This is a genomic window from Arthrobacter sp. NPDC089319, assembly GCF_040684925.1.
Lineage (GTDB): Bacteria > Actinomycetota > Actinomycetes > Actinomycetales > Micrococcaceae > Crystallibacter.
Map to the genome: position 1 here is coordinate 83,767 of NZ_JBFBGZ010000008.1, position 21,863 is coordinate 105,629.

A 21,863-nucleotide genomic window follows, 5' to 3' on the forward strand; every position below is an offset into this window, starting at 1 on the left:
GACTGGCGCGGCAGACTAAACTGGATGCCATCATGACTAATGCTGCTGCCATTCCCACTGTCGACGACGAAACTCCTGTCCGCGTACGCTTCTGCCCGTCTCCCACGGGCACCCCGCACGTGGGCCTGATCCGTACCGCGCTGTTCAACTGGGCCTATGCCCGGCACACCGCCGGCACCATGGTGTTCCGGATCGAGGACACCGATGCTGCCCGCGACAGCGAGGAAAGCTACCAGCAATTGCTGGAGGCCATGAAGTGGCTGGGCATTGACTGGGACGAGGGTGTTGAAGTCGGGGGCCCGCACGAGCCCTACCGGCAGTCCCAGCGCGGGGACATCTACCAAGATGTGATTGCCAAGCTCAAAGAGCGCGGCCACGTCTACGAGTCCTACTCCACCCCCGAGGAGGTCGAGGAGCGGCACCGCGCCGCTGGCCGCGACATCAAGCTCGGCTACGACAACTTCGACCGGCACCTGACGCCGGAGCAGATCGCTGCTTTCAAGGCGGAAGGCCGGGAGCCGGTGCTGCGGGTGCAGATGCCGGACGAAGACATCACCTTCGCGGACCTGGTCCGCGGCGAGATCACGTTCAAGGCCGGCAGCGTCCCGGACTTCGTGGTAGTTCGGGCGAATGGCAAACCGCTCTACACGCTGGTCAATCCGGTTGACGACGCGCTGATGGGCATTACCCACGTGCTGCGCGGGGAAGATTTGCTCTCTTCGACGCCGCGTCAGATCGCGCTCTACCGGGCGTTGGTAGACATCGGCGTCGCCCGCTACATGCCGCTGTTCGGCCACTTGCCGTACGTGATGGGCGAAGGCAACAAGAAGCTGTCCAAGCGTGATCCGGAGTCCAACCTCTTCCTGCACCGCGAACGCGGCTTCATCCGCGAGGGGCTGCTGAACTACCTGTCGCTGTTGGGGTGGTCGCTGTCCGCTGACGAGGACATCTTTACCGTTGACCAGTTGGTGGAGAACTTCGACATCCACGACGTGCTCGCCAATCCTGCCCGGTTCGACCTGAAAAAGGCCGAAGCCATCAACGGCACGCACGTCCGGTTGCTGGAACCGGGTGACTTCAAGCTCCGGTTGGTGCCCTACCTGCAGCACGCCGGCTTGGTCGGCGAAATGCTGAACGAACGTGAGCAGATGATTCTGGCGGATGCCGCGCCGCTGGTCCAGGAGCGCATCACGCTGCTGGGCGAAGCGCCGGAGATGCTCGCCTTCCTGTTCAAGAACGACGACGAGATCGACGTCGCGCAAGACGCCCGCAAGGGGCTGCCGGAGAACCTCACCGAGGCGCTGGACGCCGCGTTGGCGGCGCTGGAGCCGGTCCAAGAGTGGACGGCCGAGAACATTCAGGCGGCGCTGCGTGCGGCCCTGGTCGATGGCCTGGGGCTTAAGCCAAGGCTGGCCTTCGGCCCGGTCCGGACAGCTGTCTCGGGCCGGCGCATCTCTCCGCCGCTGTTCGAGTCCATGGTGATCCTCGGCAAGGAGTCCTCGCTCGCCCGGCTAAAGTCGTTCCGCGGCTAAGCCTGAATCGGAGCAGCGCGCGGTCCAGCCGTCCGTTTGCTGCTCGTTTTGCACTTTCGAGCAGGCATCCGGTAAAGTAATTACTCGTGCTGAGGCGCTAAGGAATGGGCGAAAGCCCGTTTCCATCGGCTCCGAAAGTGCCATTGGGATATGGTGTAATTGGCAACACAACGGTTTCTGGTACCGTCATTCTAGGTTCGAGTCCTGGTATCCCAGCGCTACGGCCTCCGCTTACGCGGGGGCTGGATTGTGCGGAGGCAAACTCCAAACAAACCTACGGCCCCATCGTATAGCGGCCTAGTACGCCGCCCTCTCACGGCGGTAACGCGGGTTCGAATCCCGCTGGGGTCACTGTCCTAGCAGGACAAGGCAGCACCGGCCTTTCAACAGTGCAAGCTATGCGGCCCCATCGTATAGCGGCCTAGTACGCCGCCCTCTCACGGCGGTAACGCGGGTTCGAATCCCGCTGGGGTCACCAACAACCGGTCCCGGACATCATGTCCGGGGCCGGTTTGTGCATGCCGGGAGATGTGCGTCCCGCAGCGGCCGGGGTCCGCATGGTTGACCGCTTCTGCTGGCATGATGGGGAGCGTGACCAGCATGTTGCCCGAGGGCCAGGACAGGGGAGCGGCGGACGCCGTCGAGCTCTTGGAAGAAAGCCGCGGCACGCTTGAGTTGTTGGACTTGCCGCTGGACGTCCCGGGCGCCGTCGAGGCACGCGCCGCAATCCGCGCGGCCGTCGCCCAGTTGGACGACTATATTTTGCCCCGCTACCGCAGGCTGGAAGCACCGCTGCTGGCGGTGGTGGGAGGCTCGACCGGCGCCGGAAAGTCAACGCTGGTGAACGCGCTGGCCGGATACCCGGCGACGCGTGCGGGCGCCATCCGGCCCACCACCCGGCAGCCCGTCCTGTTGCATCATCCGAGCGATGCTGGCTGGTTTACCGACCGGAGGATCCTGCCCGGCCTCAGTAGGATCACCGGAACACCCGCAGATGCCGCGCCAGAGGCGCACACCGGCGGGGCAGAGCAGGCCGCCGAGCCCGCGGGGACCTCACTGGTGTTACTGGCGGACCGAAGCATACCCGCAGGCGTTGCGGTGCTCGACGCACCGGATATTGATTCCATCTCCGACGACAACCGACGGCTGGCCGGTCAACTGCTGGCGGCGGCGGATCTGTGGATTTTCGTCACCACGGCCAACCGCTACGCGGACGCAGTGCCGTGGGCGCTGCTGCTGGACGCCGCACAACGGGACATCGAGGTCGCAGTCGTGCTGGACCGGGTACCGGCGGACGTTGAACTGGAGGTCCGCACCGACCTGGCCGGGCTGCTGCAGCGACAGGGGCTCGCCGCCGCCAAGCTGTTCGTCATCTACGAGTCCACGCTGGACGGGCAGGGCATGCTGCCGGCCGGGGCCGTGGATCCGATCCGCGCATGGCTCGAGGAGCTCGCCGCCGATGCTTCCAGCCGTGCCGATATTGCCCGCCGCACCCTCGGTGGGGCCGTGCGCTCGCTGGCCGGCACCGTCCGGGCCGCAGCCGTCGCAGCGGACGATCAATACGCCGCCAGCCAGAGGCTGCGCAAGATCGTCGATCGGGCCTATGAAGCAGCCACCGTTCAGGCCCTCGCGGCGACGCAGGACGGGACGCTGCTGCGCGGCGAGGTGTTGGCCCGGTGGCAGGACTTTGTCGGAACCGGGGAATTTTTCCGCGGCATCGAGAGTGGAATAGGCCGGCTGCGGGACCGGATCGGCGCGTTCTTCTCCGGTAAGCCGGCACCCTCGGTGGTGGTCGAGGCGGCCATCGAGTCCGGACTGCAGGCCGTCGTCGTCGAGGCCGCGGCCAAGGGGACGGAGCAAGCCGACGCGGGCTGGCGGGTGGATCCGGCCGGGCAGGGCCTGCTCGGAGACGGCGACCTGTCGACTCCCAGCGCCGGATTCTCGGCCGAAGTGGCGCGGGAGATCCGGGCGTGGCAGGCGGACCTGCTGGATCTGATCCGCAGCGAGGGCGAGGACAAGCGGTTCACCGCGCGCATGCTCTCCTTCGGAGTCAATGGGCTCGGGGTGGCCCTGATGGTGGTGATCTTCGCGGCGACAGGCGGGCTGACGGGTTTGGAAATCGGCGTTGCCGGCGGCACAGCCGTGGTGGGCCAGAAGCTGCTCGAAGCCGTCTTCGGCGAGGACGCCGTCCGCAGGCTGGCCCGCAAGGCCCGCTCCCAGCTGGAGGACCGCACACGCAGGCTGATGGACGCTGAAGCGGAGCGCTTCCTGTCCAGGGTCCCGCCGCAGGAGCAGCAAGCCGAGGCGATGCGCTTACTGGCGGAGAAATTGCACGCTGTGGGAAGCACACCGGACCGGGAGGCTCCGGAATGAGCCGGCACCGGGGGAAGCCCGAAGCATCCGTGTTGGAGGCGCGGCTGGAGGCCTTGAACTCGGCTGCCGAACTGGCCGAGGGCGTGCTGCCGACAGCGGACTTCGCGCCGATCAACGATGTCCTGGAACGCGCCAGCACCCGTCGCTCGTTGTCCGCCGAACACACCGTCGTCGGGTTTTTCGGAGCGACGGGCAGCGGCAAGTCCTCCCTCTTCAACGCCGTATCCGGAACCCATCACGCCGCCGTGGCTGCACGCCGTCCGACCACCTCGGAGACGCTGGCCGGCATTTGGGGAACGGCCGGCAGCGAGCCGCTGCTGGATTGGCTGCAGGTGGCCCACCGGCACTTTATTGCCGATGAGTCGCTGCGCGGACATGGCGGCCTGATCCTGCTGGACCTGCCCGACTTTGATTCCACCGCCGTCGAGCATCGCGAGATTGTGCAGCGCCTTGCGGGGCAAGTGGACGTCTTGGTCTGGGTCCTGGATCCGCAGAAGTACGCCGATGCCGCTGTGCACCACGGCTTCCTGCGGCCGCTGGCATCCCACGGGGCGGTGACCCTGGTGGTGCTGAACCAGGTGGACCGGTTGGCAGAGAACCAACTGCAACCCGTCATGGCATCGCTCAAGGACATCCTGGTCCAGGACGGGCTGGGCCGGGCAGATGTCTATCCTGCCTCCGCCCGGACCGGCGCCGGCATCGATGAGCTCAAGGCGGCGATTACCGCTTTCGCCGACCAGCGGCAGGCAGCAACCAACCGGCTCGTCGCCGACGTCCGCAACGCGGCCCACTCGCTGGACCTGCATCTTGGCTCGGAACCGGCCGGCGTCAGTAAGCCAGCCCGCACGGAACTGGCTGACCAGCTCTCGCAGGCCGCGGGCGTTGATGCGATCGGCGACGCCGTCGCCACGTCCTACCGCCGCCAGTCGCACGCCCGGACGGGATGGCCGGTGGTCCGCTGGTTGGGGAAGCTGCGCCGGGACCCGCTCAAACGGCTCAACTTGGACCGCAAAGACGTCAGCCCGATGCTCAATCGTTCGTCGATGCCGGCGCCGGGCCCGGCCCAACAGGCGCAGGCCGACAATGCGGTACGGCAGTTCGCCGACCGAGCCAGCGAAGGAGCCAGTGCCCCGTGGCGCGCGGCCATTCGCCGGGCCGCACGGTCCGGAGAGGACACGCTCCCGGACGACTTGGACCAAGCCCTGGCCCGCACCGACCTGCGCTCTGACCGGGGGTCCTGGTGGTGGCCCGTCTTCGGCGTGATTCAATGGTGCGCCTTGGCGGCCGCCTTGGCCGGAGCACTATGGCTGCTGGGCATCGCGGCGCTGGGATACTTCCAGTTCCCGGTGCCGGAAACCCCCAGGGTGGAGGGCTTCCCCGTGCCCACCTTGCTGCTGGCCGCCGGGATCCTCGCAGGGGTGCTGCTGGCGCTGGCATCCGGCCTGATATCGCGCCTCGTCGCCAGATCCAGGGCAGCAAGGGCACGACGGCGGCTGCGCGCCTCCGTGGCGCAGGTTGCGGAAGAGCGGATCGTCCAGCCTGTGGAGCAGGCGGTCGCCCTGTACAAGGAATTCCGGCAGGCGGTAGCGACGGCGGCCGGAGACTGATGCCGTCGGAAAGCCGCGTGACCCGTGCGAAGCTCGGAACGGGCCTGTAATGACAAGGGAGAATTGCAAGATTGGCCGATGAACTGATGATCAATGAGCTGGATGAGGGATCACTGCTGGAGAGGATCTTCCCCCGTCTCGGCCCCGGCAACGTCCCGGTCGGCCCCGGCGACGATGCCGCCGTTATCGACGCACCGGATGCCCGGACCGTCATTTCGATCGATACGTTGGTCCAGGACCAGGACTTCCGGCTCGAGTGGCCCTCGGGATACCGGACCACCGGCTACGACGTCGGTTGGAAATCCGTGGCGCAGAACCTCTCGGACATCAATGCCATGGGGGCCGTGCCCACGGCTTTAGTCATCAGCCTCACCCTGCCCGGTTCGACGCCGGTGGCGTGGGTTGAGGATCTGGCCGATGGTGTGGCCGAGGCGATCCGGAAACTTGGTGCGGACCGGTGCTCCGTTGTCGGCGGGGATCTGGGCCGGGGCGATGCGCTGGTGGTTACGGCCGCCGTCACCGGCGATCTCGAAGGCCGCCGTCCGGTGCTACGCAGCGGTGCACGCCCGGGCGACGTCGTGGCCGTGGCCGGAACGCTGGGGAAGGCGGCGGCTGGATTGCGCCTGCTCGACGGCAAGCACCCTATCGCCGAGGCCAAGGCTTCGCTGCGGGCGCTGGCGACTATCCAGTCCCGGCCCGAGCCACCGCTGCATGCTGGCCCGGCGGCCGCCAAGGCGGGTGCCACCGCCATGATGGACATTTCGGACGGCTTGCTCCGCGACGCAGCCCGGCTGGCCCGTGCAAGCGCCGTCTCGGTGGACTTTTTCGCGGCAGCGCTGCAGGACTTTGTTGAACCGCTGGGCGAGGCGGGTGCCTTGCTGGGAGCCGACCCGATGGAATGGGTACTCGGCGGCGGAGAAGACCATGGCCTGCTGTGCACCTTCCCGGCAACGGTGGCCCTACCGGACGGATTCGTGGCAGTCGGTGCGGTCCGCAAAAGCGGATCGGTTCCGGCGACCCTGGACGGCGCCGCCGTCCAGGCCATTGGCTGGGACCACTTCGGGGGTTGAAGGGCTGCTAGTCGTTGGTCTTTCGCAGGGCTTCGGTGAGTTGGGCGGCAGCGTTGCAGACTACTTCGGCATGCAGCCGGCCGGGCTGCCGGGTCAGCCGCTCGATCGGGCCGGAAATGGAAACAGCGGCGATGACGCGCCCCGATGGTCCGCGCACCGGCGCCGAGACCGACGCCACTCCGGGCTCACGCTCGCCGAGGCTTTGGCCCCAGCCGCGGCGGCGCACGCCGGCGAGCACCGTCGGGGTGAAACGTGCCCCATGAAGACCCTCCAGCAGCCGTTCGTGGTCTTCCCACGCCAGCAGGACCTGGGCGGCGGAGCCGGCCTTCATCGAGAGCTGCGTCCCCACCGGAATGGTGTCCCGCAGGCCAATCGGCCGTTCCGCCGAGGCCACGCAGACGCGTGCGTCGCCTTGCCGCCGGAAGACCTGTGCGCTTTCGCCGGTGGCGTCGCGAAGATTCATTAGGACCGGGCCCGCCGCCGCAATGAGGCGGTCTTCGCCGGCAGCGGCGGCGAGTTCTACCAGCCGGCTGCCCAACACGAACCTGCCCTGCATGTCCCGGCTGACCAGCCGGTGGTGGACCAAGGCCAAGGCAAGCCGATGAGCCGTTGGCCGGGCCAGGCCGGTGGCTGCCACCAACTGGGCCAGCGAGGTTGGTCCGGCCTCGAGGGTGTCGAGCACCATGGCCGCTTTGTCGATGACGCCGACACCACTAGGATTGTCCATAGAATGATACTGTCATCTCACTATTTGAGATGCAAGTCGTTTCGCTGGCGGGATTCGAGCCCGTACTGGAAGAGTTGAATCACACACTTAAAGCAGGTCTCCCGCTGGGAGACACCACCTGCATTGGTAATTGATGGAGGGATCTGGCCATGGCCGGTAACACTGCGGGCAGGACGCTCGCTGAAAAGGTCTGGGAGGCGCACGTGGTGCGCCGCGGCGACGGGGAAGGCACAGCCCGCCAGCCCGACCTCCTCTTCATCGACCTGCACTTGGTGCACGAAGTCACCTCTCCGCAGGCCTTCGAGGGCCTGCGGCTGGCGGGCCGCAAGCTGCGTCGACCGGATCTGACCATCGCCACCGAGGACCACAACACTCCCACGCTGGACATCGACAAGCCGATTGCCGACCTGACCAGCCGGACCCAGATCGAGACGCTGCGCTCCAATTGCCGGGAATTCGGCGTCCGCCTGCACTCGCTCGGCGATGCCGAGCAGGGCATTGTCCACGTCGTCGGTCCCCAGCTGGGGCTCACCCAGCCGGGCATGACAGTGGTGTGCGGCGACTCCCATACCTCCACGCACGGCGCGTTCGGCGCGCTGGCCTTCGGCATCGGAACGTCCGAGGTGGAACACGTCATGGCCACCCAGACGCTGTCGCTGAAGCCGTTCAAGACGATGGCGATCAACGTCGAGGGCACGCTGCGTCCCGGGGTCACGGCCAAGGACATCATCCTGGCCGTCATCGCCAAGATCGGCACCGGCGGCGGGCAGGGCTACGTGCTGGAATACCGTGGCTCCGCCATCCGCGCGCTGAGCATGGAAGCCCGGATGACCATCTGCAACATGTCCATCGAAGCGGGCGCCCGCGCCGGCATGGTGGCGCCGGATCAGACCACCTTCGAATACCTCAAGGGCCGTCCGCACGCACCCGAAGGCGCCGACTGGGAGGCCGCCGTCGAGTACTGGCAGACGCTGCACACCGAGGACGACGCAGAATTCGACGCCGAAGTCTTCCTGGATGCCAACACCCTGGAGCCTTTCGTCACCTGGGGCACCAACCCAGGGCAGGGTGTGTCACTGTCCGAGGCGGTGCCGTCGCCGGACGACTTTGCCGACGAGAACGCCAAGGCCGCGGCGGAACGTGCGCTGGCCTACATGGGACTCGAGGCGGGCACGCCGATGAAGGAGATCCCGGTGGACACCGTGTTCCTGGGCTCCTGCACCAACAGCCGGATCGAGGACCTGCGCATCGCCGCGGACATCATCCGCGGCCGGCAAAAGGCGCCGAATGTGCGCATGATGGTGGTCCCCGGGTCGGCGCGCGTCCGGCTTGAAGCCGAAGCCGAAGGGCTGGACCAGGTGTTCAAGGAGTTCGGTGCCGAGTGGCGGTTCGCCGGCTGCTCCATGTGCCTGGGCATGAACCCGGACCAGTTGGCTCCGGGGGAGCGCTGCGCCTCCACTTCCAACCGCAACTTCGAAGGCCGGCAAGGCAAGGGCGGCCGGACCCATCTGGTCTCGCCGGTTGTTGCTGCCGCCACGGCGGTGCGCGGCACTCTGAGCTCGCCCTCGGATCTGGATCCAGCCACTAACGACGCATCCACGCGGTCTGCTGCCTAAGGAGCCTGAAGCACCATGGAGAAGTTCACCACCCATACCGGCATCGGCGTTCCCCTGCGGCAGTCCGATGTGGACACCGACCAGATCATCCCGGCGGTGTACCTCAAGCGGATCACCCGGACCGGCTTCGAGGATGCCCTGTTCGCCGGCTGGCGCAAGAACGACGATTTCATCCTGAACCAAGAGCCGTTCAACCGCGGTTCCGTTCTGGTGGCCGGCCCCGACTTCGGCACCGGTTCCTCGCGCGAGCACGCCGTCTGGGCCCTGAAGGACTACGGGTTCCGCGTAGTGCTCTCGTCCCGGTTTGCGGATATCTTCCGCGGGAACTCCGGCAAGCAGGGCCTGCTGGCGGCCGAGGTGGCGCAGGATGACATCGAGCTGATCTGGAAGGAACTCGAGAACCATCCGGGTACCGAGATCACGGTGGATCTGGACGCGAAGACCGTCATCTGCGGAACCATCACCGCTCCGTTCGAGATCGACGACTACACCCGCTGGCGGTTGCTCGAAGGTCTGGACGATATCGGCCTGACCCTGCACCATGAGGCGGAAATCACCTCCTACGAGGCCAGCCGGCCGTCGTGGAAGCCGAAGACGCTTCCCGCCAAGGTCTGACCGCAGGCATCCTGCACCGGATCGGCGCTCTTGAGGGAACTGCAACAGTTCTTTCAAGGGCGCCGATTTGCGTGAATGACCCGCATTATGTAAGTCCGCGGTCGGCGCACAGAAAGCCACGGGACGCGCGGTCCGTTTATTTCGGAATGGTCACGGATTGCCAATATGCTTAGCTGAGCCCTAGGCCCAGTCCGGCGTTAAACTAGTTTGAGGAAACAGGTATTCATGGCAAGTGTTTTGACCATTCGTGGTGGCGTACCCCTGACGGGAAAGGTCTCCGTCCGTGGTGCCAAGAACCTGGTTCCCAAAGCGATGGTCGCCTCCTTGCTCGCCAGCGATGCCTCGGTCCTCCGGAATGTGCCCGAGATCAGGGACGTGGAGATCGTCACCAGCCTGCTGCGCCTGCACGGCGTGGAGGTTTCCAAAGACCCGGTGACCGGTGACCTGACGCTGGATCCCACCCACGTCAAGACGGCCCAGATGAAGGACATCGACGCGCACGCCGGCGATTCCCGGATCCCGATTCTCTTCTGCGGCCCCCTGATCCACGCCATCGGCGAGGCATTCATCCCCGATCTGGGCGGCTGCCGCATCGGCGACCGTCCCATCGACTACCACCTCGAGGTGCTGCGCCAGTTCGGTGCCATCGTGGACAAGCGTCCCGGTGGCATCTCCATCTCGGCACCCAGGGGATTGAAGGGCGCCAAGCTGGCGCTGCCGTATCCCAGTGTCGGGGCCACCGAACAGGTTCTGCTGACAGCAACCAGGGCCGAGGGGATCACGGAGCTCAGCGGTGCTGCCATCGAACCGGAGATCATGGATCTGATCGCCGTGCTGCAGAAGATGGGCGCCATCATCTCTGTCCAGACGGACCGTGTCATCCGCATTGAGGGCGTGCCGGAACTGGTTGGTTTCAACCACCGCGCCCTGCCCGACCGCAACGAGGCGGCCTCCTGGGCATCGGCGGCGCTGGTCACCAAGGGGGACATCTACGTTGAAGGCGCGAACCAAGGCGATCTCACGGCGTTCCTGAACACCTACCGCAAGATCGGTGGGGCCTTGGATATCGACGACGACGGCATCCGGTTCTACCACCCAGGCGGGAGCCTGTCGCCGCTGGTGCTCGAGACCGATGTGCACCCCGGGTTCATGACGGACTGGCAGCAGCCTCTGGTGGTTGCCCTGACCCAGGCGGAAGGCGTTTCGATTGTGCACGAGACGGTCTACGAGAACCGGTTCGGCTTCACCGAAGCCTTGATCCGGATGGGGGCGAACATCCAGGTTCACCGCGAATGCCTCGGCAGCATTCCGTGCCGCTTCGGCCAACGGAATTTCCTGCATTCTGCCGTCATCTCCGGCCCTACTCAGCTCTCCGGTGCGGAAATTGACGTTCCCGACCTCCGTGGCGGATTCAGCCACTTGATCGCCGCACTGGCTGCCACCGGAACCTCCCGGGTCACCGGCATCGAACTCATCAATCGCGGCTACGAGCACTTCCAGTCGAAGCTGGAAGGCCTCGGCGCGGACTTCGACGTCGAGTAGGCAGCGATGGGAGCAGCTACCAAAGAGCGTGTGGTCATCGGTATCCTGGCCGGCGCAGTCCGGCCGGTCTTGAACCTGGTCTTGCGGCGCAACTGGTCAGGAACCGAAAATTTCCCCAGCAACCAGGGAATCATCGTCTGTCCCAACCACAACACGGAGATTGATCCGCTGGTAGTGGGCCACTATGTCTATAACCAAGGCATCCTGCCGCATTTTCTGGCCAAGGCCTCGCTGTTCAAGATTCCGGTGGTGGGCCAGCTGTTGTCCGGGGCCCGGCAGATTCCGGTCGAACGGAGCAGCTCGGGCGCTAACCGTTCCTTGGAAATCTCCCGCGAAGTGCTGGATGAAGGCGGCGCCGTGATCATCTATCCGGAAGGCACGCTGACGCGGGACCCGAATCTGTGGCCCATGCGCGGGCACACGGGGGCCGCCCGGCTCGCCCTGCAGACCGGAGCGCCGGTCATCCCGGTGGCACATTGGGGAGCCAACGACTTGCTGCCCCGTTATGCCAAGAAACCCAGCCTTTTCCCGCGCAAGACCGCTCATGTGGTGGCCGGATCCCCGGTCGATCTGTCGGAGTTCGGCGGCATGCCGATCACCAAGACGGTGCTCGACGCCGCAACGAATAGGATTATGGACAGCATCACTGCGCTGCTGGCCGAGGTGCGCGGCGAAGAACCCCCTGCTTTCCGCTGGGATCCTTCCGCACACGGGCAGAAATCGACCGGCCGGGACTTCGGTGCCGGTCCTGCGGTGCATACGGAAGAAATCCCGCCAGAGGAGAAGTTGTGAGCGAACGCCCCGACCTGCCTGCAACCATTGCAGTTCTCGGAGCAGGAAGCTGGGGCACTACTTTCGCCAAGGTAGTTGCTGACGCACACCCCGAGGTCGAAGTTCGGCTGTGGGCACGGCGCCCCGAGGTGGCGGAGGAAATCAATACCCAACACCGCAACGCCAAGTACCTCAAAGACATCGTCCTGCCCGGCAACGTGGTTGCTTCCGCTGATGTAGCCGACGTCGTCCTGAATGCACCGCTGGTAGTGCTAGCCGTCCCGGCCCAGACCCTCCGGCCGCAGCTGGCCTCCTGGAAACCCTTGCTGGATCCGGAGGCAGTGGTGGTTTCGCTCATGAAGGGGTTGGAGCGCGGCAGCGACGCACGCATGAGCGAAGTGATCAAGGAAGAGCTGGGGCTGTCCGACGACCGCGTGGCAGTCATCTCCGGCCCCAACCTGGCCATGGAGATCGCGCGCAAGGAACCGACCGCGTCCGTGGTGGCCTGCACGGATGAAGATGTGGCGCAGTGGATCGCCCGGCTCTGCACCGCGGCTTATTTCCGCCCGTATACCAACCCGGACGTCACCGGCGTCGAAATCGGCGGCATCGTCAAAAACGTCATCGCCTTGTGCGTGGGCATCTGCGACGGCAAGGGCATGGGCGACAACACCAAGGCCACGGTCATCACCCGTGGACTCGCCGAGACTACGCGCCTCACCCTGGCCCTGGGCGGAGACGTGCAGACCATGGCCGGTCTGGCCGGGCTGGGCGACCTCGTCGCCACCTGCTCATCGCCGCTGTCCCGCAACCATACTGCCGGCCGCTTGCTGGGCGAGGGGCTGACGCTTGATGAAGTGTCCGAACAGATGACCCAGACTGCCGAAGGCATCAAGTCCGGCCGGGCGGTGCTGGATCTGGCCACAAAGCTCGGTGTCGACATGCCGATTACCGAGGCGGTGGTGGCCGTCCTTGAGGGGGAGATCGCCGTCGAGGAACTGGCCCCACGGCTATTGGCCCGTGAACTCAAATCCGAAGGTGAGCTGCAGTGAACCACGAATCCAGCCCGGCTGCGCCGGAGTCAACAGCCGGCCGCAAGCCCCGCGTTGCGGTACTTTTCGGCGGACGCTCCAGCGAGCATTCGGTCAGCTGCGTCACCGCAGCAGGTGTCCTGGGCGCCATCGACAAGGACAAGTACGACGTCGTTCCCATCGGTATTGCGCGCAACGGCCAGTGGGTGCAGGTCGCCGATGATCCGGCCCAGTGGTCGCTGGCCTCGGGTGCCATGCCGGAGATTGCCGCGTCCGCAGAACCGGTCATGCTGGCCAGCCGCGACACCGCTCCGGAGCTGGTGGTGGCGCCGGCTGCGCAGGTTCCTCAAAGCCTGGGCAACGTGGACGTCGTGCTGCCACTGCTGCACGGACCGTTCGGTGAGGACGGGACTCTGCAGGGTCTGCTGGAGATGGCCGACGTGCGCTACGTCGGCGCCGGCGTGCTGGCCTCCGCGGTGGGCATGGACAAACACTTCATGAAGGTGGTCTTCGAATCGGCCGGCCTCGCCGTTGGACCCTACGTAGTCATCACCGATCGCCAGTGGCAGCAGGACGCCGACGCTGCGCTCCAGCGGGCGGCCGCGCTTCAGTTCCCGGTCTTCGTCAAGCCCGCCCGCGCCGGATCCTCGATGGGGATCACCCGCGTGACCGAGCCATCCGGGTTGCGGTCCGCCATCGAAGCCGCCCGAGAGCACGATCCCAAGGTGGTGGTGGAGGCCGGCATCATCGGTCGGGAGATCGAGGTGGCAGTGCTTCAGGGCCGCGGCACCGAACCGACCCGCGCCAGCCTGCCCGGCGAGATAGCTGTGCAGCCCGGGCAGCATCAGTTCTACGACTTCGAAGCGAAGTACATCGATGGGGCCGCTGCCGCGCTGAGCTGTCCGGCAGATCTGCCGGCGGACGCAACGGACAAGGTCCGGGAGCTTGCCGCCCTGGCGTTTGACGCACTCGGGGGAGAGGGCCTCTCGCGCGTGGACTTCTTCTACACGCCCGACGGCGAGCTGATCATCAATGAGATCAACACCATGCCCGGCTTCACACCCATCAGCATGTACCCGCAGATGTGGGCCAAGTCAGGTCTGCCCTACACCGAACTGATCGACGAACTGCTCTATTTGGCGCTCAACCGCAAGACCGGACTCCGCTAGCAGCCGGTGGCGTTTCGATCACCGGTGGTCGACCAAAGGCGCTTGCGCCTGCGTGGAGACCCGCGGTGGCCGACCGGTCTCTACTCGGCGCTGGCGCGCCTCCATCGACCACCGACACTGCGCCGGTGGTCGACCAAAGGCGCTTGCGTGTTTCACCGGTGGTCGACCAAAGCCGCTTGCGTGTTTCACCGGTGGTCGACCAAAGGCGCTTGCGCCTGCGTGGAGACCCGTGGAGACCCGTGGAGACCCGTGCAGCCCTACAACGTGTCCGAGATGCTCAGGCACTTGCGTTCCTGCGGAATCTCCGAGGCAGCCGCGGACAGATCCATCAGTACGGAACTCTCCGCCACGTCGTCGGGCTTGAAAATAAGTTCCGTGGCTGGCGTGCGCCCGTACGTCGTAGCGGTCCAGTAGCCGTTCTCGCCTTCGCGCAGCACCCAATCCACGTCGTTGACTGAAACGCACTGATCCGTTGTCGGACCGGGAACCTGAACTCCGCAGCGCAGGATCACCTGTGACGGGTCCCCCCAGGCGGCGGTGGCCTGGCTGCTGGTTTCGCGGCGCGGGAAGTCGGCCACGTACTGGGGCAGGATCACCATCATCGGAGCACAGCCGGGATTGGCAGCATCCGGTGCTGCGTCAACCGTGACCACCGGCGAGCAGGCCGTGAGGGTTCCCAACAATCCAAGCGACAACAGGGCAGCACAACGGAGGCGATTGGGGAAAACACGGGTCATGCTGCTAGCGTATCCCGGTCTTTGTAGGCCGCCGGGGCCGCCGTGACGGCGGCCACGCCCAGCGGGGTTCCTGCAAGGGCAAGCCTGCCGCGGGCTTTATCCTATTAGGTAGCCCCTCCCAAGGAAGAGACCTCATTGACTGCTGAACATGACAACGAATACCGCCCACGGCGGCAGCGCCGCAAGGGCAAGAAAGACCCCATTCGAACGGTCTTCTTCACGCTGTTGGGCATTGTTGTTGTGGCCGCAATTGTTGGAGGTGGCTACATTTTCAACCTCGCCAACTCTTTCAACAGCAAGTCGCAGACGATCGAGTCGGCTTTCCCGACCAACCGGGCGGAAAAGGACCCCAACGACAAATCCGTCAACATTCTGCTCATGGGTTCGGACAGCCGCAACACCTCGGGGGAGAACCTCACCGAGACCTCGGATGGCAGCCGGTCGGACACCATGATGCTGATGCACATCCCGGAAAACCGGGAGAACGTCTACGTCATGTCGATCATGCGAGATACATGGGTGGACATTCCGGGCCAGGGTGAGCACAAGATCAACGCGGCCATGGCGTTCGGTGGTGTGCCGCTTGTGGTTGAAACCATTGAAGGCATGTTCGAGACCCGCGTCGACCACGTGGCGATCATCGACTTCTCAGGTTTCAAGGAACTCACCGATGCCCTGGGCGGGGTAGAGATCAACAACCCGGCGGCCTTCTCAGCGAATGGGTCGACCGGGGAACACTTCCCGGCGGGCACGCAGACCCTGGACGGCGAATCTGCTCTGTCCTTCGTGCGGGAGCGCAAGGCCTTCAGCGACGGCGACTATCAGCGCGTCCGTAACCAGCAACTCTTCGTCAAGGCACTGATGTCCGAGTTCCTGACGGCGGAAACGCTGACAAACCCGATCCGCATCAACGAGGTTGTCGACGAATTCTCTCCGTTCGTCAGCGTCGATAATGACCTGAACGCCATGACAGCAGGGTCCTTGGGAGTATCGCTTCGAGACGTGCGTTCAAACGACGTTCAGATGTTTACCCTTCCGACGCTCGGCACCGGCACGTCCGCCGACGGCCAATCGATCGTGGTACCCGATGAGGCGGCCATTGCCGAGATCGCAGATGCCTTGAAGAGCGATAGCCTCGGCGAATACCTGAGCACCGCGGATTTGGAGTAGGTCCACAGCGCCGTCGCGGCGTGCCGACTGGCTGGGCAGGCTGCGGTAGGCTCAGTTAACGCCGGAGAACTGAGGACGATCGTTGGCGGGCATCGCCGGCGCATGCAGATGGGATCATGTTGCAGACGAAGATTGCTGCCAATGCCGAAGCGCTGCGCCGCTGGCTGTCAAAGGCCGAGGTGGTACTCGGGAACCACAGCGACCGCCTGAACGCCATCAATATTTTCCCGGTGGCCGACGGCGACACCGGGACCAACCTCTATCTGACCATCCGGGCGGCGGCTAAATCAGCCTCGGAAAACCCCACGAGCGACGTCGGTGAACTCCTGGCCGGTGCGGGCCAGGCCGCCATGGAGGAAGCGCGCGGAAACTCCGGTACCTTGTTGTCCGTTTTCCTGGCTGCCCTGGCTGAACCGCTGCGCGGGACCACCCGGCTGACCGGACCGCTGCTCGCCGCGTCCCTGCAGCGTGCCGAGATCCGCTGTTGGTCTGCGCTAAGCGAGCCTGTGGAGGGAACCATGCTCTCCGTCATCGCCGCCGTGTCGCGGGCGGCCTCGGCCGTGCATGGCGCCCAGCACGGCGACGACAGCAACCATGGACTGGCCGCGACGCTGGAAGCGGTCGTGGAGGAGGCCCTCGCCGCAGTGGTCAGGACCGAGGCCCAGCTCGGTGCCCTGGAATCGGCCCATATTGTCGATGCCGGGGCGGTGGGTTTCCTGCTCATCATGGACACCTTGCGTGCCAGCGCCCTGGGCCAGGGGCTGCAGCCCGAACTGCTCGACGGATTGCACGGCTTCAACGTGCAGGATCCGCATTTGCACCTGGACCACATCGACGAAGGCGTCGAGGTAATGTGCACCATAAACCTCAGCCCGTTGGATGCGGCAACGCTGCGCTTGAAGCTGGACGAGCTGGGCGATTCGGTCATCATGAGTGCGGTGACCGAGGTCGAAGGCGGGTACCGTTGGCGTGTCCACGCCCACGTGCCGGACGGCGATGCGGCCCTGGGGCTCATCCGGGAACTGGGTGAGCCGATGAATGTCACCATGACGGAACTGGCCGGGCCGCCGGAGCACAGCCATGGCGGCTGACCTGCCCGATGAGCTGGGCGTTCCGCTGGAGCGGCGGCTCGGCAAACGTTCGGCGACGGCACTCGAGAAGCATCTGGGCATCACGCTGACCGGGGAACTGCTCAATTACTTTCCGCGGCGGTATCTGAAGCGCGGCGAACTGACCATGATCGCCGAGCTGCCGTTTGACGAGGATGCCAGCCTGGTGGCACGTGTCCTGAAGTGCACGTCGCGCCGGATGCGTGCCCGCCGCGGCTCGCTGACCGAAGTGGTGGTGACCGACAATTCCTCGGACATCAGCCTCACCTTCTTCAACGGCTACCAGGCCGAACGCGAGCTGAAGCCGGGCACACTCGCCATGTTCTCCGGCAAGGTGACCTCTTACCGAGGCAGCCTCACGCTGACCAACCCGGACTATCAACTGCTTGAGGACGCCTTCGACTTCGACGCCGAGGAAGCCTTGCGTCCGGTACCGATGTACCCGGCCACGGCCAAGCTGGGCAACTGGCGGATCAAGGCTGCGGTGGACGCGTTGCTGGACATCGTGGACCTCAGCCGCTTGGGCGACCCCATCCCGCCGGACATCGCCATCCGAGACGGACTGCTCTCGCTGGCCGAGGCCTATGAACAGATCCACCGGCCGGCCTCGATGGAGGCCGCCTACGCGGCCCGGGACCGCTTCCGGTACCAGGAAGCGCTGGTCCTGCAGGCGGCGCTGGGGCGGAAGCGGGCCATCGCGGCGGCTGAGCACGCCACCGCGCGACCGGGACGGACCGGCGGCATCGCCGACAAGTTCGACGCCCGGTTGCCCTTCGAGCTGACCAACGGGCAGCGCGACGTCGGGCAGACCATTGCGGCAGAGCTGGCCGGCCATGCGCCGATGAACCGGTTGCTGCAGGGGGAAGTCGGTTCCGGAAAGACTCTGGTCGCCCTGCGGGCGATGCTTCAAGTGGTCGATTCGGGCGGCCAGGCGGCGCTGCTCGCGCCGACCGAGGTGTTGGCCGGACAGCACTACGAGTCGATCAGCAAGACGCTCGGCCCGCTGGCACAGGGCGGCATGCTCGGCGGCGACGCCGACGGCACCAAGGTGGTGCTGCTCACCGGATCGATGACCGGAACTGCCAAGCGCAGGGCCCTGCTGGATGTAGCAACCGGGGAAGCGGGAATCGTCGTCGGCACCCACGCGCTGCTTGCCGAGACCGTGCAGTTCCTGGACCTGGGGCTGGTAGTGGTGGACGAACAGCACCGGTTTGGAGTGGAGCAGCGGGACAAACTGCGCAGCCGGGCCGACACACCGCCTCATCTGTTGGTCATGACCGCCACGCCCATCCCGCGGACCGTGGCGATGACGGTCTTCGGTGACTTGGAGACGTCGGTGCTGACCGAACTGCCCGCGGGCCGCGCGCCGATCACCACTCACATGGTGGCGCTGCAGGAACACCCTGCGTGGGAGGACCGAATCTGGCAGCGCGCCCGCGAAGAGGTCGACGCCGGCCGGCAGGTCTACGTTGTCTGCCCCAAGATTGGCGACGACGAGCTCGAGGAAGCGGATCCGCCGGACGATCTGGACCAGGAGCAACAGCGGCCGATGGCCTCGGTGGTCGGAATCATCGAGCACATCAGCGGCCTGCCGGCGCTGGCGGGCGTGCGGATCGGCATGCTGCACGGGCGGCTCGAGTCCGAGCAGAAGGCCGCAGCCATGGCGGAGTTCAACGACGGCACGCTGGACATTCTGGTCTCGACCACGGTGATCGAAGTCGGTGTCGACGTGCACAATGCCACCATGATGGTGATTTTGGACGCCGACCGATTCGGGATTTCCCAGCTCCATCAGCTCCGCGGCCGGGTGGGCCGAGGCGGTCTCCCCGGTACCTGCCTGTTGGTGACGCAGCTGGAACCAGGCCACCCCAGCCGGGAGCGGCTGCAGGCCGTTGCCGCCACCACCGACGGGTTCGAACTCTCCCAGGCAGACCTGCAGCTGCGCCGCGAAGGGGACATCCTCGGCGCCTCGCAATCGGGAGGCAAATCGACGCTGAAACTCCTGCGGGTGATCAAGGACGAGGCGGTCATCGCCCGTGCCCGCGAAGACGCCACCGCTATCCTGCAGCATGACTCCACGCTGTCTCAGTATCCGGAACTGGCGGAGGCCATCGAGCTGTACCTGAACCCCGAACGCGAGGCCTTCCTTGAGCGCGGGTAATCGGTGAGCCGGATCGTGGCCGGCGTGGCCGGGGGACTGACCCTGGCGAGCGTTCCGGGCGACAACACGAGACCGACGACGGACCGGGTCAAGGAGGCGCTGTTCTCCCGGTTGGAGTCCTACGACATTCTGGTCGGTGCACGCGTGCTGGACCTCTTCGCCGGATCCGGGGCGCTGGGCGTGGAATCGGCCAGCCGCGGCGCTGCCACAGTCGACCTGGTCGAAGCGGCGGACAAGGCCGCAGCGGTATGCCGGCGAAACGCCGATATGGTCAACGAGAAGCTGGGCCGGAAGACGGCCACCGTTCACCGCATGAAAGCGGAACGTTTTCTCGAGAAACTTCCCGCGGGACAACATTGGGACCTGGTACTGATGGATCCGCCCTATCCGTTGGGGGAGGACGCGCTCGGGGCGGTCCTGCGGTCCCTGTCCGGTTACCTTGCCGACGGCGCGGTGGTCGTCGTCGAGCGTTCCTCGCGTTCCCAGGAACCCGCGTGGCCGCATCGCCTGGTGCGGTTTGCGGTCAAGAAGTACGGCGAGACCCAGTTGTGGTTCGCCGAGCCGGTCATGGGGCCCTCAGCCCCCGGCGAATGACTCGAGCTCGGGACCGGTGAGCACGGCTGCGGGGTGTGGGCCCGCGGCCAGCAGCGCGTCGGTCCATTCAGGCGACCAGCCGTCAAGGCATGCGGCCAGCACGATGTTGCCGGCCCTAGTGCTGGTGAACATGCCGGTCTCGGCGAGGGCAGCGACGGACCCGGCGGCGGAGACCAGTTCCCTGGTTTGCCGCTTGGCGAATGTCAGCGGCGGATCGTCGCCCACGTTGACCAGCAGCACTCCGTCGGGTTCCAGCACGTCCAGCAACTCCTCGTAGTAGCCGGCGGTGGTGAGGTGTTCCGGGGCGTCGTCGCCGGCAAAGACATCCAGCACAATGACGTCGAACGTCCCCTCAATATCGCCGAAGGCCACTTCATGCCGGGCATCGCCGAAGTGGACCCTGAGATCGGTTCCCTCCGGCATGGGCAGGTGCTCGAGCACGAAGTCCAACAGTTCCCGCTCCAACTCCACGGCTACTTGTTCGGAACCGGGGCGGGTGGCTTGGACATACCGGGCCAGCGTGAGGGCGCCGGCTCCCAGGTGCAGGCACCGCAGCGGGACTCCCTGTGGTCCGGCGAGGTCGACGACGTTGGCAATCCGGCGCAGGTATTCGTAGAACACTTCGTCGGGATGCCGCAGATTGACGTGTGATTGCTCCGCGCCGCCGATGCTGAGGACGTAGGACCCCGGGACGCGGTCGTCCTTGTCGATGCTGGCGTGCAGGCCGCTGCCGCCGAGATATCGTTCCGCCACGGCTCAGGCCCCTTTCCTCAGGGAGGCGAGGCGCCGGGCGGCTTCCTGCAGCAGCTCGGTCTTCTTGCAGAAGGCGAAGCGCAGCAGCGAACGGGTACGCCGGGCGCCGTCGGGGTGGCAGAACACCGGCACCGGGATGGCCGCAACACCGATCTGCTCCGGCAACCGCCGGGCCAGTTCCAGGGAGTCGGCAAAGCCCAGCGGTGCGGTGTCCACGTTGACGAAGTAGGTTCCTTGCGGCGTGAAGACGTCAAACCCCGCTTGCCGCAGGCCGTCGCTGAGCAGGTCGCGCTTGGCCTTCAGGTCCCTGGCGACGCCCTTGTAGAAGGAGTCGGGCAGTCCGAGCCCCAGCGCCACCGCATCCTGGAACGGGGCGCCCGAACTGTACGTGAGGAACTGTTTGACGGTCCGCACCGCCGCTACCAGGTCCGCCGGGCCGGAGAGCCAGCCGACCTTCCAGCCGGTGAAGGAGAACGTCTTTCCGGCCGAGGAGATGGTGAGGGTCCGCTCCGCCGCGCCAGGCAGCGTCGTGATCGGGATGTGCGGGACATCGAAGGTGAGGTGTTCGTAGACCTCGTCGGTGACGATCAGCGCATCGTAGCGGTGTGCCAGTTCGACGATTCGGGTCAGCGCCGCACGCGGGAAGACGCTGCCCATGGGGTTGTGCGGGTTGTTGACCACCACCATGCGGGTGCGCTCGGAGAAGGCCGCCTCAAGTGCGTCGAGGTCGGGCTGGAAGTCCGGAGCCAGCAGCGGTGCCGTGGTATGCCGGGCGCCGCTCAATCCGATGACCGCGCCGTAGGAGTCGTAAAAGGGTTCGAAGGTCAGGACTTCGTCGCCCGGTCCGGTCAGCGCCAGCAGCGTGGCTGCCAGAGCCTCCGTTGCCCCCGTGGTGACGATGATCTCGGTTTCCGGGTCGGGGGTCAGTCCGTAGAAACGTTCCTGATGATGCGCGACGGCGGTGCGCAGCGTGAGCGTCCCTTTGCCCGGCGCATACTGATTGGCGCCGTTGCGGATGGCGTCCATCGCGGCGGCAGCTATTTCGGCCGGCCCGTCCTCGTCCGGGAAGCCTTGTCCCAGGTTGATGGCACCGGTCCGGGCCGCCAGCGTGGTCATCTCCTCGAAAATGGTCACGCCGAGCCCGCCGTCATCGCCGAGGAGGTTCGATCCCGCCGCGGTCCGCTGCCATGGGGCGGCAACGTTGTCACGGCGTCCGTGCACCAGTTGCCTCATTGCTGTGCTCATGACTTCCAGTATTACCATCCCGCGTGGTGCGCGGCCTGCCG

Annotated in this window: 18 protein-coding genes and 3 tRNA genes; 17 read left to right on the forward strand and 4 right to left on the reverse strand. The window is 65.9% G+C overall.

Going from position 1 to position 21,863, the window contains the following annotated elements:
• Window positions 1–32: 32 nt before the first annotated feature.
• From gltX to AB0N75_RS13040, 7 genes are all read left to right on the forward strand, one after another.
• Window positions 33–1,532, forward strand: a complete 1,500-nt coding sequence (gltX, locus tag AB0N75_RS13010) for a glutamate--tRNA ligase (protein ID WP_364650394.1) — start codon at window positions 33–35, stop codon at window positions 1,530–1,532.
• A gap of 144 nt (window positions 1,533–1,676) precedes the next feature.
• Window positions 1,677–1,748, forward strand: a tRNA-Gln gene (locus AB0N75_RS13015).
• A 62-nt stretch (window positions 1,749–1,810) separates the two neighbouring features.
• Window positions 1,811–1,883, forward strand: a tRNA-Glu gene (locus tag AB0N75_RS13020).
• Window positions 1,884–1,934: 51 nt separating this feature from the next.
• Window positions 1,935–2,010: transfer RNA gene (locus AB0N75_RS13025), tRNA-Glu, on the forward strand.
• Between the two features lie 122 nt (window positions 2,011–2,132).
• A complete protein-coding gene (locus AB0N75_RS13030; RefSeq protein WP_364650752.1) occupies window positions 2,133–3,905 on the forward strand; it encodes a dynamin family protein in 1,773 nt (590 codons plus the stop codon).
• Window positions 3,902–5,512, forward strand: a complete 1,611-nt coding sequence (locus AB0N75_RS13035) for a GTPase (RefSeq protein ID WP_364650397.1) — start codon at window positions 3,902–3,904, stop codon at window positions 5,510–5,512. The genes AB0N75_RS13030 and AB0N75_RS13035 overlap by 4 nt, the downstream gene beginning before the upstream one ends.
• 86 nt (window positions 5,513–5,598) lie before the next feature.
• Window positions 5,599–6,582, forward strand: coding sequence for a thiamine-phosphate kinase (locus AB0N75_RS13040; RefSeq protein WP_364650754.1), 984 nt, complete (start codon window positions 5,599–5,601; stop codon window positions 6,580–6,582).
• 7 nt (window positions 6,583–6,589) lie between these two features.
• On the opposite strand, the gene AB0N75_RS13045 is transcribed toward AB0N75_RS13040, so the two are convergent.
• The gene (locus AB0N75_RS13045) at window positions 6,590–7,309 is read right to left on the reverse strand and encodes an IclR family transcriptional regulator (RefSeq protein WP_241915089.1); all 720 of its coding nucleotides are present in this window, start codon (window positions 7,307–7,309) and stop codon (window positions 6,590–6,592) included.
• A 149-nt stretch (window positions 7,310–7,458) separates the two neighbouring features.
• Between AB0N75_RS13045 and leuC the strand changes: the two genes are divergently transcribed.
• The 6 genes from leuC to AB0N75_RS13075 all read left to right on the forward strand — a co-directional run bounded on the left by leuC (window position 7,459) and on the right by AB0N75_RS13075 (window position 14,053).
• Entirely contained in the window at window positions 7,459–8,925 is a 1,467-nt protein-coding gene (gene leuC / locus AB0N75_RS13050) for a 3-isopropylmalate dehydratase large subunit (protein ID WP_364650401.1), read from the forward strand.
• A gap of 15 nt (window positions 8,926–8,940) precedes the next feature.
• Entirely contained in the window at window positions 8,941–9,540 is a 600-nt protein-coding gene (leuD, locus tag AB0N75_RS13055) for a 3-isopropylmalate dehydratase small subunit (protein WP_364650404.1), read from the forward strand.
• A 225-nt stretch (window positions 9,541–9,765) separates the two neighbouring features.
• Entirely contained in the window at window positions 9,766–11,082 is a 1,317-nt protein-coding gene (murA, locus tag AB0N75_RS13060; RefSeq protein WP_364650406.1) for a UDP-N-acetylglucosamine 1-carboxyvinyltransferase, read from the forward strand.
• A 6-nt stretch (window positions 11,083–11,088) separates the two neighbouring features.
• Complete coding sequence (locus AB0N75_RS13065; protein WP_364650409.1) at window positions 11,089–11,874, forward strand: lysophospholipid acyltransferase family protein; 786 nt, start codon at window positions 11,089–11,091, stop codon at window positions 11,872–11,874.
• A complete protein-coding gene (locus tag AB0N75_RS13070) occupies window positions 11,871–12,905 on the forward strand; it encodes an NAD(P)H-dependent glycerol-3-phosphate dehydrogenase (protein ID WP_364650412.1) in 1,035 nt (344 codons plus the stop codon). Before AB0N75_RS13065 ends, AB0N75_RS13070 begins: the two co-directional genes overlap by 4 nt.
• The gene (locus AB0N75_RS13075; RefSeq protein WP_364650415.1) at window positions 12,902–14,053 is read left to right on the forward strand and encodes a D-alanine--D-alanine ligase family protein; all 1,152 of its coding nucleotides are present in this window, start codon (window positions 12,902–12,904) and stop codon (window positions 14,051–14,053) included. Before AB0N75_RS13070 ends, AB0N75_RS13075 begins: the two co-directional genes overlap by 4 nt.
• A 257-nt stretch (window positions 14,054–14,310) precedes the next feature.
• On the opposite strand, the gene AB0N75_RS13080 is transcribed toward AB0N75_RS13075, so the two are convergent.
• Window positions 14,311–14,790: a DUF3515 domain-containing protein gene (locus tag AB0N75_RS13080; protein ID WP_364650417.1), complete on the reverse strand. Its 480-nt coding sequence runs from the start codon at window positions 14,788–14,790 to the stop codon at window positions 14,311–14,313.
• A 135-nt stretch (window positions 14,791–14,925) separates the two neighbouring features.
• Between AB0N75_RS13080 and AB0N75_RS13085 the strand changes: the two genes are divergently transcribed.
• The 4 genes from AB0N75_RS13085 (at window position 14,926) to rsmD (ending at window position 19,824) form a co-directional block, all read left to right on the forward strand.
• Window positions 14,926–15,960 (forward strand): LCP family protein, encoded by a 1,035-nt coding sequence (locus AB0N75_RS13085; protein ID WP_364650420.1) that lies wholly within the window; start codon window positions 14,926–14,928, stop codon window positions 15,958–15,960.
• 152 nt (window positions 15,961–16,112) lie between these two features.
• A complete protein-coding gene (locus tag AB0N75_RS13090; RefSeq protein WP_364650757.1) occupies window positions 16,113–17,051 on the forward strand; it encodes a DAK2 domain-containing protein in 939 nt (312 codons plus the stop codon).
• 1 nt (window position 17,052) lies between these two features.
• Complete coding sequence (locus AB0N75_RS13095) at window positions 17,053–19,230, forward strand: ATP-dependent DNA helicase RecG (protein ID WP_364650760.1); 2,178 nt, start codon at window positions 17,053–17,055, stop codon at window positions 19,228–19,230.
• A 3-nt stretch (window positions 19,231–19,233) separates the two neighbouring features.
• Complete coding sequence (gene rsmD / locus AB0N75_RS13100) at window positions 19,234–19,824, forward strand: 16S rRNA (guanine(966)-N(2))-methyltransferase RsmD (RefSeq protein ID WP_364650423.1); 591 nt, start codon at window positions 19,234–19,236, stop codon at window positions 19,822–19,824.
• Here the strand turns inward: rsmD and AB0N75_RS13105 are convergent.
• Together AB0N75_RS13105 and AB0N75_RS13110 are read right to left on the reverse strand one after the other, a co-directional pair.
• Window positions 19,807–20,577 (reverse strand): fused MFS/spermidine synthase, encoded by a 771-nt coding sequence (locus AB0N75_RS13105; protein WP_364650426.1) that lies wholly within the window; start codon window positions 20,575–20,577, stop codon window positions 19,807–19,809. The genes rsmD and AB0N75_RS13105 overlap by 18 nt on opposite strands.
• A gap of 3 nt (window positions 20,578–20,580) precedes the next feature.
• On the reverse strand, window positions 20,581–21,822 hold the full coding sequence (locus AB0N75_RS13110) for an aminotransferase class I/II-fold pyridoxal phosphate-dependent enzyme (protein ID WP_364650429.1): 1,242 nt from the start codon (window positions 21,820–21,822) through the stop codon (window positions 20,581–20,583).
• Window positions 21,823–21,863: the final 41 nt, after the last annotated feature.